The 16838-nt window shown below is 61.2% G+C and carries 14 protein-coding genes; 10 read left to right on the top strand and 4 right to left on the bottom strand.

Annotated elements, in window-relative coordinates:
- Positions 1-14 precede the first annotated feature (14 nt).
- The 4 genes from B0B52_RS14560 (at position 15) to B0B52_RS14545 (ending at position 3315) form a co-directional block, all read left to right on the top strand.
- Positions 15-650 carry an FMN-binding negative transcriptional regulator gene (locus B0B52_RS14560; RefSeq protein ID WP_077594375.1) on the top strand — a complete coding sequence of 212 codons (636 nt, stop codon included), beginning with the start codon at positions 15-17 and terminating at the stop codon, positions 648-650.
- 1 nt (position 651) lies between these two features.
- Complete coding sequence (locus B0B52_RS14555; RefSeq protein WP_077594374.1) at positions 652-873, top strand: hypothetical protein; 222 nt, start codon at positions 652-654, stop codon at positions 871-873.
- A 64-nt stretch (positions 874-937) separates the two neighbouring features.
- Positions 938-2317: a tRNA adenosine(34) deaminase TadA gene (gene tadA / locus B0B52_RS14550; protein WP_217349804.1), complete on the top strand. Its 1380-nt coding sequence runs from the start codon at positions 938-940 to the stop codon at positions 2315-2317.
- Positions 2318-2364: 47 nt separating this feature from the next.
- Positions 2365-3315, top strand: coding sequence for an LD-carboxypeptidase (locus B0B52_RS14545; protein ID WP_077594372.1), 951 nt, complete (start codon positions 2365-2367; stop codon positions 3313-3315).
- A 68-nt stretch (positions 3316-3383) separates the two neighbouring features.
- On the opposite strand, the gene B0B52_RS14540 is transcribed toward B0B52_RS14545, so the two are convergent.
- The gene (locus tag B0B52_RS14540) at positions 3384-3725 is read right to left on the bottom strand and encodes a hypothetical protein (protein WP_077594371.1); all 342 of its coding nucleotides are present in this window, start codon (positions 3723-3725) and stop codon (positions 3384-3386) included.
- 296 nt (positions 3726-4021) lie between these two features.
- On the opposite strand from B0B52_RS14540, the gene B0B52_RS14535 reads away from it, so the two are divergent.
- Positions 4022-5449, top strand: a complete 1428-nt coding sequence (locus tag B0B52_RS14535; protein WP_077594370.1) for an aldehyde dehydrogenase family protein — start codon at positions 4022-4024, stop codon at positions 5447-5449.
- Between the two features lie 64 nt (positions 5450-5513).
- Positions 5514-8027, top strand: a complete 2514-nt coding sequence (locus tag B0B52_RS14530; RefSeq protein ID WP_077594369.1) for a penicillin acylase family protein — start codon at positions 5514-5516, stop codon at positions 8025-8027.
- 21 nt (positions 8028-8048) lie between these two features.
- Here the strand turns inward: B0B52_RS14530 and katE are convergent, their stop codons facing one another.
- Positions 8049-10226 carry a catalase HPII gene (gene katE, locus B0B52_RS14525; protein ID WP_077594368.1) on the bottom strand — a complete coding sequence of 726 codons (2178 nt, stop codon included), beginning with the start codon at positions 10224-10226 and terminating at the stop codon, positions 8049-8051.
- A 75-nt stretch (positions 10227-10301) separates the two neighbouring features.
- The gene (locus B0B52_RS14520; protein ID WP_077594367.1) at positions 10302-10565 is read right to left on the bottom strand and encodes a hypothetical protein; all 264 of its coding nucleotides are present in this window, start codon (positions 10563-10565) and stop codon (positions 10302-10304) included.
- Between the two features lie 424 nt (positions 10566-10989).
- Between B0B52_RS14520 and B0B52_RS14515 the strand changes: the two genes are divergently transcribed.
- Complete coding sequence (locus B0B52_RS14515; protein ID WP_077594366.1) at positions 10990-11301, top strand: hypothetical protein; 312 nt, start codon at positions 10990-10992, stop codon at positions 11299-11301.
- Positions 11302-11604: 303 nt separating this feature from the next.
- On the opposite strand, the gene B0B52_RS14510 is transcribed toward B0B52_RS14515, so the two are convergent.
- Positions 11605-12564 (bottom strand): tripartite tricarboxylate transporter substrate binding protein, encoded by a 960-nt coding sequence (locus B0B52_RS14510; RefSeq protein WP_077594365.1) that lies wholly within the window; start codon positions 12562-12564, stop codon positions 11605-11607.
- Between the two features lie 179 nt (positions 12565-12743).
- On the opposite strand from B0B52_RS14510, the gene B0B52_RS14505 reads away from it, so the two are divergent.
- The 3 genes from B0B52_RS14505 to B0B52_RS14495 all read left to right on the top strand — a co-directional run bounded on the left by B0B52_RS14505 (position 12744) and on the right by B0B52_RS14495 (position 16838).
- Positions 12744-15113 carry a YgiQ family radical SAM protein gene (locus B0B52_RS14505; protein ID WP_077594364.1) on the top strand — a complete coding sequence of 790 codons (2370 nt, stop codon included), beginning with the start codon at positions 12744-12746 and terminating at the stop codon, positions 15111-15113.
- Between the two features lie 110 nt (positions 15114-15223).
- The gene (locus tag B0B52_RS14500) at positions 15224-16234 is read left to right on the top strand and encodes a tripartite tricarboxylate transporter substrate binding protein (protein ID WP_077594363.1); all 1011 of its coding nucleotides are present in this window, start codon (positions 15224-15226) and stop codon (positions 16232-16234) included.
- 220 nt (positions 16235-16454) lie between these two features.
- Positions 16455-16838: a VOC family protein gene (locus B0B52_RS14495; protein ID WP_077594362.1), complete on the top strand. Its 384-nt coding sequence runs from the start codon at positions 16455-16457 to the stop codon at positions 16836-16838.

The following is a 16838-nucleotide window of genomic DNA, read 5'->3' as shown; positions in this document are numbered from 1 at the left end:
CGATACTTCAAGTTATGTATTTGCCACCTCAATTCAAAGGTGATCGCACGCAGGCTGCGGCGCTGATCCATGCCCATCCCTTCGCCAGCCTGATCAGCGTGGACGATGCGGGGGTGCCCTATGTAACCCACTTGCCGCTGCACCTTGAGGACAGGGATGGACAACTGGTGCTGTTGGGTCACGTCGCCAAACCCAATCCGCACTGGCGGTACCTGCACGCCAGGCCGCAGGCCGTAGCGACTTTTCTGGGCCCTCATGCCTATATGTCGCCCAAGGTTTATCCGGATCTGGCGCGGGTACCGACCTGGAACTACCTGGCGGTGCACTGCACGGTGCAGGCCAGCCTGATTGAAGACCCGCTGGCCAAGGACCGGCTGCTCAAAAAGTTGATTGGCGACCACGAGCCGCCCTATGCCGAGCAGTGGCGTGGCCTGGGCGAGGAATTCGCCCACAAGATGCTGGCCGGCATTGTGGCCTTCGAGCTCCAGGTGACCGACTTGCAGTGCAAGATGAAACTCAACCAGCACCGGCCCGAGGCGCACGCTGCCATGAAGGCCATCTACGCCGCTGGTACGGCTGACGAGCAGGCCTTGGCCACCTGGATGGACAAGCTGGGCATGAATTCCCCAACCGCAGACAAGGAGACCTGACATGCGTGCCGTTTTCGGAGTCCTGAGCGTATTGATTGTGGTGCTGATCGTCGGTTTACTGGTGAAAAAACAGCTGTCCCCGGCGCCGGTGAAAGTAGCCCCGGCAGATGCCGGCGTGACCCTGCCGGTGCCGGCCGCGGCGCCCCAGCAGCAGGTCCAGCAGGTGCGTCAGCAGATCGAAAGCACGCTGCAGCAGGCCAGGCCCATGCCTGAGGATAAATAAGACATCAAATCGGCCTCTGGCCCTTATGCTGCCTGCGAAAGCAGCTATCAATAAAGAAGCAACTATGAGCGACGCCGACTTCATGCAATTGGCGCTGGCGCAGGCCCGGGAGGCTGCCGAGGCAGGCGAGGTTCCGGTAGGCGCCGTGCTCGTGCGGCAGGGGCAGGTGATTGCCACCGGCCGCAATGCACCGATTGATACGTTGGACCCGACAGCCCACGCCGAAATGCGTGCCTTGCGGGCGGCTGCCCACGCACTGGGCAACTACCGGCTGGACGAATGCGAGCTGTTCGTCACACTCGAGCCCTGCGCCATGTGTTCCGGTGCCATGCTGCACGCCCGGCTCAAGCGGGTGGTGTTCGGTGCGCCGGATCCCAAAACTGGCGCCGCCGGCTCGGTGATTGACCTGTTTGCTAATCGCCAGCTCAATCACCAGACCCAGGTGCAGGGTGGGGTGCTGGCCGATGAATGCAGCGCCGTGCTGCAGGGCTTTTTCAGGGACCGGCGCGACAGTCAGCGCCAGCAGAGCCAGGCGGCACATCCCTTGCGGGACGATGCGCTGCGCACGCCCGAGAGCGCCTTTGCGTCCCTGCCGGACTACCCCTGGGTGCCGAACTACATCAGCGACCTGCCCGCATTGGCCGGCCTGCGCATGCATTACCTCGACGAGGGGGCGCGCGGCGGCGTCACCTGGCTTTGCCTGCACGGCAACCCCGCCTGGAGCTACCTGTACCGCAAGATGATTCCCGTGTTCCTCACAGCCGGGCACCGCGTGGTCGCGCCCGACCTGATTGGTTTCGGTAAAAGCGACAAACCTAAAAAGGACGGCTTTCACAGTTTCACCACGCACCGCCAAATCCTGCTGGAATTCGTGGAGCGCCTTGATCTGAAAAATATCGTGCTGGTGGTGCAAGACTGGGGTGGGCTGCTCGGGCTGACTTTGCCCGTGGCGGCACCTGCGCGGTACAAGGGCCTGCTGGTCATGAACACCACACTGGCCACCGGTGATGTGCCGCTGTCACCAGGGTTTCTGGCCTGGCGTGAGATGTGCGCCAAAAACCCGGCCTTCGATGTGGCGCGCCTGTTCGCGCGCGGCAATCCGCAGATGCGCGCTGAAGAATGCGCGGCTTACAACGCGCCGTTTCCCGACAAAGGCCATCGCGCCGCGCTGCGCGCCTTCCCTGCCATGGTGCCCGAGTTCGAGGATTCGGAAGGTGCCGCCGTGTCGCGCGAAGCGAGGCAATTCTGGCGTGAGCGCTGGCAGGGCCGGGCCATGATGGCCGTTGGGGCTCAAGACCCGGTGCTCGGGCAGCCCGTGATGCGCCAGCTGCAGCAGATGATCAAAGGCTGCCCCGAACCGGTGATCTTGCCCGAGGCCGGGCATTTTGTGCAGGAGCAGGGCGAGGCCATCGCCCAAAGTGCCGTGGCCCTTTTTCGCGGCTGATTCCCGTCCGCGCCACTGCTGCTGCGCGCAATGGGATACTTGCAGCCGTGAAAAAACATATCTACATCTTTTCCCCCTCCAGCGCCGTGCGCGACAAAGCCGCTTTCAAGCGCGGCGTCCTGCGCCTCAAAACGCTGGGCTACGACGTCGAGATTGACGAGGCCGCGCTCGCCAGCTACCAGCGTTTTGCCGGCGACGATGAGACCCGTCTGGCCGCCATAGCCCGGGCCGCCGCCAGTGGTGCGGATGTGGCGCTGATTTCGCGTGGAGGTTATGGACTGACGCGTATCCTGCCGCAGATCAATTACAAGGCGATCGACAAAGCTGTTTCGAAGGGCATGCGTTTTGTGGGCCTGAGCGATTTCACAGCGTTGCAAAACGCGCTACTGGCCAAAACCGGAGCCGTGACCTGGGCCGGCCCGGCGGTAGGCGAGGACTTTGGCACCGAAGGCCAGCCCGACGACATCATGGAAGCCTGTTTTGACGACCTGATTACCGGGCAGGGCGAAGGAACAGGCTGGCGGTTGCCGAAAGTTGCTACCAAATCAATAGCTGCCAACGCTTATCCAGCAACGGCAGAGAGCCGGTTGAACATCAACAATGCGGTCTTGTGGGGTGGTAACCTGGCGGTGTTGTCCTCGCTGGTCGGCACACCTTACCTGCCCGCCGTCAAGGGCGGCATTCTGTTTCTGGAGGAAGTGCACGAGCACCCGTACCGGCTTGAGCGTATGTTGACCCAGTTGCTTCATGCCGGCGTGCTCGCACAGCAAAAGGCGGTGGTACTGGGGCAGTTCACCAACTACAAGCTGGTGCCGCATGACAAGGGTTTCAAACTGGCGACGGTGGTGCAGTGGCTGCAAAACCGGATCAAGGCACCGGTGTTGAGCGGCCTGCCGTTCGGGCACGTACCGACCAAGGTGGTGTTGCCGGTGGGTAAGAAAGTAACCCTGGCAGTCGAGGAAAGGGATGCGTTTTTGCTGTGGGGCCACAGCCACTAAAGGGCGATGGCTAATGAAGACCAAGCCGTTTGGCCGATGGGCCGGGCTGGGGGACCTCGGCAGGGTTTCTAGTTGGTCAGTGAGCTGCGGCGCGAGCCCAAGCCGCCGGGCAGCAGGCCTTCAAACATCTTGGTGATGCTGCTGACTTTCTGGCGTGCGATGGTTTCACCTTGCATGGCCGAAATCACGGCCATCACGTCGCCCCGGGCATACCAGAGACCTTGTGCATCTTGTGCGTAGCGAATCCGTAGCGCGATTTTCGGATAGTGTTTCTCGCCGAATTCACCCAGCTCGGTGAGCATCAGCTGCCGAATGCCTTCGGTGCGTTTTTCCAGGTTGGAGGGGGTTACTTCGCCACCGTTGAGCAAACCCAGCAAGCTGCTTTTTAGATGAGGCTTAATCCAGCGCATAGAGTGGAAGCTTTCAGAGAGTCGTCCGACAAGAATTCGTGTGGTCTGGTAGATTAAGGCCGAGCGAGGCGGGATGCAAGTTCTATTGCGTGACATGGTTAACGCAAAACAACAAACAAATCAATGTGTTAGTAACCAAATGTCATGTCGATTCTTCGGTTTCAATTAAAAATGAATACTTTAGACCTCATCAATTTAGAATCAACGTGCGAAAAAGCATGCCATACATCTCTGTGACTTATTTGCCATTATTGCCTTAGTTTCCTCTCAACTTTTTGTCTTTCGAACCACCATTTATGACCACCTATTCTTCCCACTACATCAACGGCCAATGGGTCAAAGCCCAATCGGCCGAGACTTTGCCAGTCCATGACTCCAGCACCGAAGAAGTCATGGCCACGGTGCCCGCAGGTACGGCGCAAGAGGCTGAGCAGGCCGTGCTCGCGGCCCGCGCCGCCTTTGACGGCTGGTCAAGCCTGACAGCCGAGGAGCGCGCGGTTTACCTCGACAAAATTGCGGCCGGCCTGAAGGCGCGCGCCGAAGAGATGGCGCTGGCCATTTCCCGCGAAGTCGGCATGCCGCTGAAAATGTCGCGCATCGTGCAGGTGGGCGGCCCGACCTGGCACTGGGGCAACTACGCCAAGATCGCCCGCAGCTTTGAGTGGGAAAAACGTGTGGGCAACTCGCTGGTGGTGCGCGAGCCCATCGGCGTCGTGGGTTGCATCACGCCGTGGAATTACCCGCTGAGCCAGATCACCCTGAAAATTGCGCCGGCGCTGGCCGCCGGCTGTACCGTGGTGCTCAAGCCCAGCGAGATCGCTCCGGTCAACGCCATGATCCTGGCCGAGATCATCCACGAAGCCGGCTTGCCGCCGGGCGTCTTCAACCTGGTCAACGGCATGGGCCCGGTGGTCGGCGAGGTCCTGGCTACCCATCCGGAGGTGGACATGGTCAGTTTCACCGGCTCCACCGGCGCAGGCAAACGGGTGGGCCAGCTGGCCAGCCAGTCGGTCAAGCGCGTAGCGCTGGAGCTCGGCGGCAAGTCCGCCAGCGTCATTCTGGACGACGCCGACTTCGAAGCGGCGGTCAAAGGCACGGTGTCGGCCTGCATGCTCAACAGCGGCCAGACCTGTTCCGCCCACACCCGCATGCTGGTGCCGGCCGGCCGTTATGAAGAGGTCAAGACGCTGGCCCAGGCCGCGATTGCCAAGTTCAGCGTCGGCCCCAGCCTGGAAGAAACCAGCCGGCTCGGCCCTCTGGTCAGCGCCAACCAGCGCGACCGTGTGTTGGGCTTCATTCGTACCGGCATCAAGGAAGGCGCGGACGTGATTGCTGGCGGTGCCGAGCCGCCAGCCTTTGAGAAGGGCTATTTTGTGAAGCCCACCATCCTCGGCATCAAGTCCACCGACACGCTGGCCCAGGAAGAAATCTTCGGGCCCGTGCTGGTCGTTATTCCCTACAAGGACGAGGAAGAGGCAGTGGCGATTGCCAACAGCACCATCTACGGCCTGGCCGGTGGCGTCTGGAGCGGCAGCGACGAACACGCGATGAAAGTGGCGCGCCGCATCCGCACCGGGCAGATTGACATCAACGGTGGCCCTTTCAACGCCAACGCACCGTTCGGCGGCTACAAGCAATCGGGCAACGGCCGTGAAGCCGGTGTGTACGGGTTTGAAGAGTTCCTGGAGTTCAAGGCTATGCAGCTCAAGCCTGTTGCCGCCTGATTTTTCCCAAGGGCATTCGCTGGACAGATTCAGGTAGGCTATCGCCCACAACGAGGAGGCGATGATGGTCTGGATCAAGCGGTTTTTTTGGGTGCTTCTGGCGCTGGGTCTTTTGCTGGCGGCCGCGCTGGCGGTTTATGCCAGCCGGGCCCTGCCTGCCCTGGACGGTGAACTCAAGCTGCCTGCGCTGGCGGCCCGCGTTACGGTGGCGCGCGACGCGGCCGACGTAACCCACATCCAGGCCCAGTCCCCGCGTGATGCCTGGCTTGCACTCGGCTATGTGCACGCGCAAGAGCGCGGCTGGCAGCTCGAGTTCAACCGGCGCGTCATGCACGGCGAGTTGTCCGAAGTGCTGGGCGAAGCCACGCTGGAGACCGACAAGCTCATGCGCGCACTCGGCATCATGGAAGCGGCCGAGCGGCAGTGGCAGGCCTTGCCGGCCGACGGCAAGGCCGCGTTGCAGGCCTACAGCGACGGCATCAACGCCTTTTACGCCGGTAGCTCCCAGGCGCTGTCTCCCGAATTCCACATCCTTGGCGTCAAGCCGGGCGGGCGCAAAGGCCAGCCCTGGACGCCACAGGACAGCGTGGGCTGGTCGCTGATGATGGCGCTGGACCTGGGCGGCAACTGGGGCACCGAATTTGCGCGGCTGTCGGCAGCCAAAGTGTTGACCACGGGGCAACTCTGGCAGTTGTTCACGCCTTACCCCGGTGAGGCGCCCGCATCAAAAACCGATTTCGCCAAACTGTATGCCGGGCTCGGCGTCTACAAAAATTCAGATGCTATCAAAACAGGAGCTGTTGGTACAGACAAACAAAGGGCTGAAGCCCTGTTTGACTCACAAAATCCGGCAAACATGCACGCCATGATGGCGCAGGACATCAACACCTGGGCTGCCAGCATCGGCAATGTCGAGGGCAAGGGTTCAAACAACTGGGTGCTGCCCGGTAGCCGTACGCGCAGCGGTAAACCGCTGCTGGCCAACGACCCGCACCTGGGTCTGTCGGCACCGGCCATCTGGTACTTCGCCCACCTTGAGGCGCCCGGGCTGAATGTTATTGGCGCGACCTTGCCGGGCCTGCCTTTTGTGGTGCTTGGCCGCACAGACAAGGTCGCCTGGGGCTTTACCAACACCGGCCCCGACGTGCAGGACTTGTACCTGGAGCAGATCAATCCCGCCAACCCCGCGCAGTACCGTGTTCCCGGTGGGGCGGGCCAGCCGCAGTGGGCCGACTTCAAGACGCGCGCCGAGACCATTGCCGTCAAAGGCAAGCCCGATGTGCAACTGACGGTGCGTTCCAGCCGCCACGGCCCCGTGCTCAGCGATGTACAAAAAGCGCACGGCGAGGTGCTGGACACGGCCAAATACGTTCTGGCGCTGCGCTGGAGTGCGCTGGAAACCGACAACTTCACCGTGCTGGCGGGTGTTCGTTCCAACCGCATCCAGTCGGTCGACGACCTCATCGCGGCCTACGCCGACTACCACTCACCCATGCAAAACGCGGTGATGGCTGATGTCTCCGGCAAGGTCGCCTACAAAGCCGTGGGCCGCGTGCCTTTGCGCCATCCTGACAACGACATTCGCGGCATAGCGCCTGCGCCAGGCTGGGAGGCCCGCTACGACTGGGCCGGTTGGCTGCCCTATGCGCAGACACCGCAGGTCGACGCGGCTGCCATTGGCCGCAAAGGCTGGTTTGCCAACGCCAACCAAAGCGTCACCCCGGCAGGCTACGACCATTTCATGGGGCAGGACTGGGTGGCTCCCTACCGCTTTGACCGTATTGAAAAGCTGCTCGCCGACTCTTCCCGCCACGACATGGCGTCCATGCAGAAGATCCAGGGAGACCAGTTGTCACTGGCAACGCTTGCCTTGCTGCCCTTGTTGCAGAAGACAGTGTCAGAGCATGCGCTCGCCGGGGAAGCACAGGCGCTGCTGGCGGGCTTTGACGGCAACATGCTGGCCGACACCGCCGCACCACTGATTTTCTCGGTCTGGGTTGACGAATTCACGCGTGGCGTCATTGGTGGCAAGCTCGGAGAAGAACGCTTCAAGTCGATGTATGGCAAACGTCACTTTCGCAGCGCCATTGAAGAGATTGCAAAGCGGAACGATGCCTCCTGGTGCGGTGCCTCAGGTTGCGCGGCCCAGTCCACCGCGGCGCTTGACCGCGCACTGACGCGTTTGCAGGCCAGCCATGGCAGCACGCCGGCAAAGTGGAAGTGGGGTGATGCGCACTACGCGCTGTCGGTGCACCGGCCTTTTGGCAGCGTTCCCCTGCTTGCCAAGATGTTTGATGTGCGGGTGGCCACCGGGGGCGATTCGTTCACGGTCAATGTGGGTCAATACTGGCCTAACGACCCGAAAATTCCGTTTGCGAATCGCCACGCCGCGTCCCTGCGCGCGCTGTACGACCTGTCCGACCTTGAGAACTCGCGCTTTATTTACCAGACAGGGCAGAGCGGCCTGGTCTTTTCAGGCCGTTACCGTGACATGCGTAAAACCTGGGCAGCGGTGGAGTACAGGCCATTGCAGATGAAGCCGACGGGTTTTTCGCACCAGCTGACACTCACCCCCTGACGGCTCTGGGCGTCAGGGCATTCAGGCCGGCACGGCGTCCACATTGAGCCTGTCCCAATGCCTGTGGCTGGCAATGGCTGCAATAAAGGCCTGCGAGATCTCGCCATCGGCCGTTCGCCGGGTGTCGGCCATCAGCACGCCCGGCGTGGGCTGCATCAGCGCGTCTCCCTTGGCCTCCAGCGCGAAGCCGAGTGTGCTCAGCAACTGGGCTCCATCATTGAGCGCACACACGGGCTTGCAATGTTTGTAAGCCTCCAGCACGAAATGCACCGCGTCGCCCAGCTGCGCCAACGCCACGGCGCTGTCCGCGCCGCCCGGTATCAGCACGGCATCAAACATGATGGATGGCATATTGGAGAACGTGTGGTCTGCAGCGAGTTGCTTGCCCGATGAGGTGCTTACAAACCCCAGTTGCGGTGCAACAAGTTTGCACTGCGCGCCCGCGTCCAGCAGCTCTTGCTGCAAGCGTTTGAAACTCAGCAGGTCCACGCCGTCGGCCACCAGAATGGCCACCTTGCGGGTCTTGATGTCAGCGGCAGGCTTGGCCACCATGCTGAGCGCCGCATCGTCCTCGACGGTGGGGATGATCCTGTAGTCGCGAAACCCCAGGCGCCCGGCTGCGGCTTTGGGGTCGGGTGCATTGATGCCGAGCGGGGCAGCGACGCGCGCTGCCAGTTTCGCATCGACATGGGCCAGGTTATCCACCATTCGCTGGCGAATATCCGTCACTTCCACTTTGGAAAGCTCAAACCGGAAAGCGGCCACGATGTGGTCTTTCTCTGCCGGGCTCTGGCTGTTCCAGAACAACGTGGCGTGCGAAAAATGATCATCGAAGGACGGACTGCGCCGGCGGATCTTGGGCGACTCCAGCGCTTGCGGGTGGGTGTTAAAACCCTGTGCGCCTCCGTCAACGCGGAATTCCGCGCCGGTGGCTAAAGTGTTGGGTTCGTAGGCAACGCGGCCCTTGCTGATTTCCTGGCGGTGCATGCCGTCTCGCTGGAAGTTGTGGAACGGGCAAACCGCCTTGTTGATGGGTATTTCGTGAAAATTGGCGCCGCCCAGGCGTGACAATTGCGTGTCGGTGTAAGAGAAAAGGCGCCCCTGCAGCAGCGGGTCGTCGCTGAAGTCGATGCCCGGCACCAGGTGCCCGGGATGAAACGCCACCTGTTCGGTCTCGGCAAAGAAATTGTCAGGGTTGCGGTTGAGTACCAGCTTGCCGATGATCTGCACCGGCACGACTGATTCCGGAATCAGTTTGGTCGGGTCCAGGATGTCAAAGCCCAGCTTGTCTTCCTTGCCTTCTTCAACAATCTGAACGCCGAGTTCCCACTCCGGGAAATTGCCCTGTTCGATGGCCTCCCACAGGTCGCGACGGTGAAAGTCGGCATCCTTGCCGGCAAGCTTCTGGGCTTCGTCCCAGGCCAGGCCATGAACGCCCAGCTTGGGCTTCCAGTGAAATTTCACAAAATGCGAATCACCGCGCGCGTTGATGAAGCGAAACGTGTGAACACCGAAACCTTCCATCATCCGGTAGCTGCGCGGAATGGTGCGGTCCGACATGGCCCACATCAACATGTGGGTGGACTCCGGCATCAGGGAAACGAAGTCCCAGAAGGTGTCATGGGCGCTGGCCGCCTGCGGCATCTCGTTGTGCGGCTCGGGTTTGAGTGCATGCACCAGGTCAGGAAACTTGATGGCGTCCTGAATGAAAAACACCGGAACGTTGTTGCCGACCAGGTCGTAGTTGCCTTCGTCGGTGTAAAACTTGACTGCAAATCCGCGCACGTCGCGCACGGTGTCGGCTGATCCCCTGGAACCGGCGACCGTCGAGAAACGCACAAACACCGGCGTTTCCGCTTCCGGGTTCTGCAAAAAGCCGGCGCTGGTGAATTGCGTCATCGGTTTGTAGACCTTGAAGAAACCGTGCGCCGCCGAGCCGCGGGCATGGACGGCCCGCTCAGGAATCCGCTCGTGGTCGAAGTGGGTGATTTTCTCGCGGAGGATGAAGTCCTCCATCAAGGTCGGGCCGCGCACACCCGCCTTCAGGGAATTGTGGTTGTCGGGAATCCGCAAGCCCTGATTTGTCGTCAGCATGTTCCCTGGTTCGCTGGTGCTGTTTTGTAACTGTTTTTGCTTTTCTGTAGCGCTGGAAAGAAGTTTGGGTGAAGTGCTGGTGGCGCTGCGCTTGGGTTGCGGCATCGGGGTTCCTTAAGACGCGGAAAAAATAAAAAGATGTTGGCCCGCTGGGCAAGGCAGCTGTGGCAGCGAAGGGGACTAGCTGTTTTCGGTTTCGCAATCCAGCAACCGCTCCACGCCTTTGACGATAGCCATCACACCGAGGGCGGCCACCAAGCCGATGATCAGCCAGCCGATAGCTGTCTGTAGCGCTTCCGCGCTGCCGTCCGGCATCACGGCCAGAACAGTGATCAGACCCGCCAAAGCAGCCAGCAGCCACGTCGCGGGGCCAAAAAAAGCAAGAGACGAGGCAGGCGCCGGTTTGAGCGGAGAGACCGTGGAAGAAGAGGCTGCGATGGCCATGATGCGTACCCCGGGTTGATGTGCTTGCCTGAACTGTGGAGAGCAGACTGTGGAGAGAACTGCTTTCACCATACAAACTTGGGCCGGTAAAGTCCGTAGCCCCTGTGCGTCAGCAGCTGTAAGGGCAATCGCGAGCAGGTGTAAGACCCGTCTTACGGTGTGGCGTTTAGGGACGCTCACTGGCTTGCGGCTTGGCGGATGCGTGATGCAAGGCATTCCCCGAAATAGCATTTCAAGTGCCCGCCCCGCGACCTCCTCCTACAAGCCAACCCACGGCTATCCCGCACGCATGTGATGCAGGGGCTTTTAGAGTTGAGTTCATGACGAACTGGTTCAACAAAGCGCAACAAAATTTCCCCAGCTTCACCGTGTAACAGCGAAACCAGCCGACCCCCCGTTTTCCTGTTCAGAAAGGATTTTTGTGATGCCGTCACTGAATGACGAAATATCTCCGCAGAGTCAGCCCCGGCAATTGGGTGACGATGTGTTGCAGTCTGCGGAAGAAGCGGTGCTTGTCAATCCGACGTCGGCTGAAGCCGCTCTGTTTCAAACTGTGTCGGTTGGTGGTACAGAAGCGGAGAAGGGCGCAGGAGGTTCGCTGTCGCGGTATCAGGAGGCGTTATGCGCTTATGTCGCCCGCAAACCGGGCACCTCTGCATTGATGGCAGCTGCCACCGGTGCATTGGTCGCGGGCCTGTTGAAGTTCGCTTTGGGCCGCCGCCCATCAGACAGCTGACCGCGCGTCGCAGGCACTACTTGTCGATGGAGAAACCCATGATCTTTTTTTCTGCAGGTACCCCAGATCCAGGCACTCAGATACCGACCGAAATGCCGCCTCCGGTGATGCCTCCTTTGCCGGAAGTCCCCCCTGAAGTGATTGATCCACCCGGCGAACCGGTCCCGCCTGTGCGTGAACCCGGCAAGGTCATACCCGCACAGGCCGGGGCTTGATCAGGTGGAGCGAGCAAAGAAAAGGCCGGCTATAGCCGGCCTGCGCCCCAAGCCCCGCACACGATAATGTGGCCGGGCAGGGTAGCTGTCAGGCCATGCCGGCCAGGTAGATGATGGCGCGCAGGGCAGAGAACTCGTAGTCCACAAACTCGTCAAACTCGCGGCCCTTCAGCACGGCAGGCGTCCATTTGTTGGCCGTCAAGGCGTCGGTCCAGGTTTTGGTTTTGGTGGCGTCCACAACCATGTTGGCCAGCGCTTCACGCTGTTCAGGCGTGATGCCGGGCGCGCCATAAACACCGCGCCAGTTGCCGATGACCACGTCAAAGCCCTGTTCCTTCATGGTGGGCACAGCCACGCCAGGCAGGCGTTTTTGGGAGGTGACACCAATGGCCTTCATTTTTCCGGCATTGATGTATTCCGCAAACTCGCTGTAGCCGCTGCCGCCCACTGTGACGTTGCCGCCCAGGATAGCCGCCGTGGCTTCGCCGCCGCCGCGGAAGGCAACGTAGTTGACCTTCTTCGGATCAACCCCCACGCTGCGCGCCAGTATGCAGGCTGCAATGTGTTCGGTAGAGCCGCGTGAGCCGCCGCCCCACTTCACGCTGCCGGGGTCTTTCTTCAGTTGCGCCACAACGTCCTTCATGCTGGTGAAAGGCGAATTTGCCGGCAGGACAAACACGTTGTATTCGCTGGTGAGCCGCGCAATGGGTGTCACCTGGGTCAGATTGACAGGTGGCCGTCCGGTGATGATGCCGCCCAGCATCACCGCGCCCATCACCATCATGGCGTTCGGGTCGCCCTTGCTGCTGTTGATGAACTGTGCCAGGCCCAGTGCGCCCGCGGCGCCGCCCTTGTTCTCGTAGACCACGGCGTCGGCCAGCTTGCCGTCCTGCAGGGCTTTGCCCAGGGCCCGGCCGGTGGTGTCCCATCCACCGCCGGGGTTGGCCGGAATCATCATTTTGACGGTAGGGGCAGCGCGTGCTGTCAGGGGCAGGGCGCCGGCCGCAGCCAGTGCAGCCATGGATTTAAGGAAGGTGTCGCGACGCATGTTTGTCTCCTCTAAGGGTGGTGGTGAGATTTCATGGTGCGCGGCGAGCCTGTCACTTTGCTGTCTAACGCCTAGGTGAAAACGCTCGTACGCGCTACAGAGCGTACTCTTCAAATAGCCCCGCAGCTAGCTTGCGCAGGGGCAAAAGCCTAAAATACAGGGTTCTCCCTAAAGCCCCCATGAACGCCCCTATCGACGTTTCCTTTTTCGCGCGCGCCGCAAAACCGCTGACCAGCTACCGAAAGTACTGGGCCAGCCGCTTCGGCACGTCGAAATTTCTGCCCATGAGCCGGGCCGAAATGGACGTCCTGGGTTGGGACAGCTGCGACATCATCATCGTCACCGGTGACGCCTATGTCGACCACCCGAGCTTCGGCATGGCGGTCATTGGCCGCATGCTTGAGGCGCAGGGCTTTCGCGTCGGCATCATTGCCCAGCCCGACTGGCAAAGCGCCGATCCGTTCAAGGTACTGGGCAAACCGAACCTGTTTTTCGGCGTCACCGCCGGCAACATGGACTCGATGATCAACCGCTACACCGCGGACCGCAAAATCCGCAGCGACGACGCCTACACCCCCGGCGACATTGGCGGCAAACGCCCCGACCGCGCCGCCATTGTTTACTCGCAGCGCTGCCGCGAGGCTTTCAAGGACGTGCCCATCGTCTTGGGCGGCATCGAGGGCTCGCTGCGCCGTATCGCGCATTACGACTACTGGTCCGACAAGGTGCGCCGCTCCATTGTGGTGGACGCCAAGTGCGATTTGCTGCTCTATGGCAACGCCGAGCGCGCGATCGTCGAGATCGCGCATCGCCTGGCCGCCAAGGAACCTGCGGCCACCATGACCGACATCCGCGGCACGGCTTTCATTCGCCGCACAGGCGACGACACCGCGCAGGGCTGGTTCGAGATCGATTCCACCAGCGTGGATGCGCCGGGCCGTGTCGAAGCGCACGTCAATCCCTACCTGATGATTTCGGAGCAGGCGAAAGAGCAGGGCGCAAGCTGCGCGCGTGAAGACGAGGCGGCAGAAGTTGCGGTGAAGGCTGAATCGGCGGGCTCGCAGGTTCCAGCCAAAGCCCCGCAGGCCAACCCGGCCATCAAGCCGCTGACCTTCGTGCCCAACCCGGCTTTGTCCCACATGCAGGGCAAGATCAAGGTCCCGCCGCGCGACCGTTCGGTCATCCGCCTGCCATCCTACGAACAGGTCAAGAGCGACGCGGTGCTCTACGCCCACGCCAACCGAGTGCTGCACCTGGAAACCAACCCCGGCAACGCCCGCGCCCTGGTGCAGGCGCACGGCGAAGGCGCGACCGCGCGCGACGTGTGGATCACGCCGCCGCCGATCCCGCTGACCACGGCCGAGATGGACTACGTGTTCGACCTGCCGTATGCACGTTCACCGCACCCGGCCTACCAGGACGAGAAAGGCAGCCACGACGGTGCCACCAAGATTCCGGCCTGGGAAATGATTCGCTTCAGCGTCAACATCATGCGCGGCTGCTTCGGCGGCTGCACCTTCTGCTCCATCACCGAGCACGAGGGCCGCATCATCCAGAGTCGCTCGGAAGATTCGGTGATTCGCGAGATCGAGGCCATCCGCGACACCGTCAAGGGCTTTACCGGCGCGATCTCCGACCTGGGCGGGCCGACCGCCAACATGTACCGCATCGGCTGCAAGTCGCTGGAGATTGAATCGGCCTGCCGCAAGCCGAGCTGCGTCTACCCCGGCATCTGTTCGAATCTGAACACTGACCACAACCCGCTGATCAAGATGTACCGCCGCGCGCGGGCGCTCAAGGGTGTGAAGAAGATTTTGATCAGCTCCGGCCTGCGTTACGACCTGGCCGTGCAAAGCCCCGAGTATGTGAAAGAACTGGTCACGCACCACGTGGGCGGCTATCTGAAGATCGCGCCCGAGCACACCGAGCAGGGCCCGCTCACCAAGATGATGAAGCCCGGCATCGGCAGCTACGACAAGTTCAAGCAGATGTTCGAAAAGTACAGCCTTGAGGCTGGCAAGAAGCAGTTTTTGATTCCCTACTTCATTGCGGCCCATCCGGGCACCAGCGACGAAGATATGATGAACTTGGCGATCTGGCTGAAGAAAAACGGCTTCCGCGCCGACCAGGTGCAGACCTTTTACCCGTCGCCGATGGCCACGGCGACGACGATGTACCACACCAACAAAAACCCGCTGCGTAAGATCACGCGCGACAGCGAGACGGTGGACATTGTGCGCGGCGACAAGCGGCGCCGCCTGCACAAGGCCTTTCTGCGCTATCACGATGCCAACAACTGGCCACTGCTGCGCGAGGCGCTTAAAGCCATGGGCCGTGCTGATTTGATCGGCAACGGCAAGCACCATTTGATCCCGACCTTCCAGCCGCTGACCGATGGAGGCTACGTGAGTGCGCGCAAGAAGAACTCGACCACCGTGACGTTGAAATCCGTCACCCCGGTCAAAGGGCGCATCCTGACCCAACACACGGGCTTGCCACCGCGTGACAACGGATCGGGCAAACCTGCGCGGCGCAGCAAGCCACGCTGACTCTTTTTTAAGCCTTTCAAGCAGTCGCCCCGGCGACAAAATGCGGGTTTATACCGGCTGGCTGTTTTTCGCATGGTGTTGCTAAATTTGCTCACCAACCGGAGACCACCATGCTGAAACCCTTGAATCGTCGCGAATTGCTGACCCAGGCAGGTTCTGCCGGTCTTCCCCTTTGCCTGGGGGCACTCGCATCGCCCGCACTTGCGCAGCAGGGTTACCCCAACAAACCTATCCGTATCGTCGTGCCGTTCAATGCGGGCGGTGCCACTGACGTTCTGACCCGCCTGATTGGCGAGAAGCTCAGTGCACGCCTGTGGCAGCCGGTGCTTGTCGACAACAGGGGCGGTGCTGGTGGCATTGTGGGAACGGACAACGTGGCCAAGGCCGCGCCGGACGGCTACACCTTTGTGGTGTCTCTCAATTCGTCGCTGATGACTAACCTGTTCCTGTACGACAAGCTGCCCTATCACCCGCAGCGTGACCTGACGCTGGTCTCGCAATTTGTCAATGCGCCGGTTACCTTGGTTGTTCACCCCAGCGTGCCCGCAAAAAATGGCCCCGAACTGCTTAAATACATCGCGGCCAACAAGGGCAAGCTTTCTTATGGCTCATGGGGCGTGGGCTCCTATGCGCACCTGGCCGGCTACTCCATGAGCGAGAGCCAGAAGGCCGACATGGTGCATGCGCCGTACAAAGGCGAGGCGCCCATGTTGCAGGAGTTGATCGGTGGCCAGATCCAGATGTCCTACGCCAGCGCGCTGGCGGCCAAGCCGCATATCGAGGCAGGCAAGCTCAAGCTGATTGGCGTGACCGGACTCAAACGCATGGCCGTTCTGCCCAATGCGCCCACGCTGACCGAGCAGGGGCTGACAGACGAGTTCTACCGCATTGCGGGCTGGATAGGCATGGCCGCGCCGGCCAAAACACCCAAAGACATCATCGCCCGCGTGTCCAGCGAGATCCAGCGCATCTGCGTGATGCCCGAGATCGTCGAAAGAATCTCCAGCATGGGCTTCACGGTGGCCGCCAGTACGCCCGAGGCGTTTGCCGCCGCCTACAAAAAGGATTCCCCGGTCTGGGAGCGGCTGGTCAAGACTTCTGGCGCCCGACTGGATTTGTGAACGGAGTGCCTTCACGACGGCGTTCAGGTTGCCACTGGCCGTATTCCTAAGGAAAATCGACCGCTGGCCCTTATTGGACGGGCGCAAGCAGCTATTAAATGGATAGCGCTTGCTGTTCAACGTTCCAGCGCGGTTCACACCGCTTTCATGTGCTTGCAACCGGCCGCTTCCCCGCACCGGCCTATCGCCGTAGACTGGTTTTTTCTTCGGAGAAAACACCATGCTCAAGAGCGCACCCCTGTATTCCTATGTGCCTGTCAGCAACCTGAAGCGAGCGCGCCAGTTTTATGAAGACGAACTCGGCCTGGGCCTCGGCCAGTCTTCAGGCCCCGGCCTGATTTTTCAGTGCGCCGGTGGCACGGGTTTTTTCATGTACCCCACACCCGGCGCCGGCACGAACCAGGCCAGTTGTGCCTTCTGGCAGGTCGGCGACATCAAGACCACGGTGGCCTGGCTCAAGGGCCGTGGCGTGGTGTTTGAAGAGTACGACACCCCCGACATGAAAACCGAGGGCAGCATCTTCACCGGTGGCGGCGCCATGGCGGCCTGGTTCAAGGACACCGAGGGCAACATCATGGCGGTGGTTCAAGACCTTGATGAATAG

The organism is Polaromonas sp. A23, assembly GCF_002001015.1.
Lineage (GTDB): Bacteria > Pseudomonadota > Gammaproteobacteria > Burkholderiales > Burkholderiaceae_C > Polaromonas.
Note: the sequence above shows the minus strand (reverse complement) of the source record. Positions and strands in the feature narration are given on the sequence as shown.

Coding starts and splice junctions, on each gene's coding strand:
- B0B52_RS14520 (WP_077594367.1), bottom strand. CDS start 10,565: ATGGCCATCGCAGCCTCTTCTTCCACGGTCTCTCCGCTCAAACCGGCG.
- B0B52_RS14495 (WP_077594362.1), top strand. CDS start 16,455: ATGCTCAAGAGCGCACCCCTGTATTCCTATGTGCCTGTCAGCAACCTG.
- katE (WP_077594368.1), bottom strand. CDS start 10,226: ATGCCGCAACCCAAGCGCAGCGCCACCAGCACTTCACCCAAACTTCTT.
- B0B52_RS14515 (WP_077594366.1), top strand. CDS start 10,990: ATGCCGTCACTGAATGACGAAATATCTCCGCAGAGTCAGCCCCGGCAA.
- B0B52_RS14510 (WP_077594365.1), bottom strand. CDS start 12,564: ATGCGTCGCGACACCTTCCTTAAATCCATGGCTGCACTGGCTGCGGCC.
- B0B52_RS14505 (WP_077594364.1), top strand. CDS start 12,744: ATGAACGCCCCTATCGACGTTTCCTTTTTCGCGCGCGCCGCAAAACCG.
- B0B52_RS14555 (WP_077594374.1), top strand. CDS start 652: ATGCGTGCCGTTTTCGGAGTCCTGAGCGTATTGATTGTGGTGCTGATC.
- tadA (WP_217349804.1), top strand. CDS start 938: ATGAGCGACGCCGACTTCATGCAATTGGCGCTGGCGCAGGCCCGGGAG.
- B0B52_RS14500 (WP_077594363.1), top strand. CDS start 15,224: ATGCTGAAACCCTTGAATCGTCGCGAATTGCTGACCCAGGCAGGTTCT.
- B0B52_RS14530 (WP_077594369.1), top strand. CDS start 5,514: ATGGTCTGGATCAAGCGGTTTTTTTGGGTGCTTCTGGCGCTGGGTCTT.
- B0B52_RS14560 (WP_077594375.1), top strand. CDS start 15: ATGTATTTGCCACCTCAATTCAAAGGTGATCGCACGCAGGCTGCGGCG.
- B0B52_RS14535 (WP_077594370.1), top strand. CDS start 4,022: ATGACCACCTATTCTTCCCACTACATCAACGGCCAATGGGTCAAAGCC.
- B0B52_RS14540 (WP_077594371.1), bottom strand. CDS start 3,725: ATGCGCTGGATTAAGCCTCATCTAAAAAGCAGCTTGCTGGGTTTGCTC.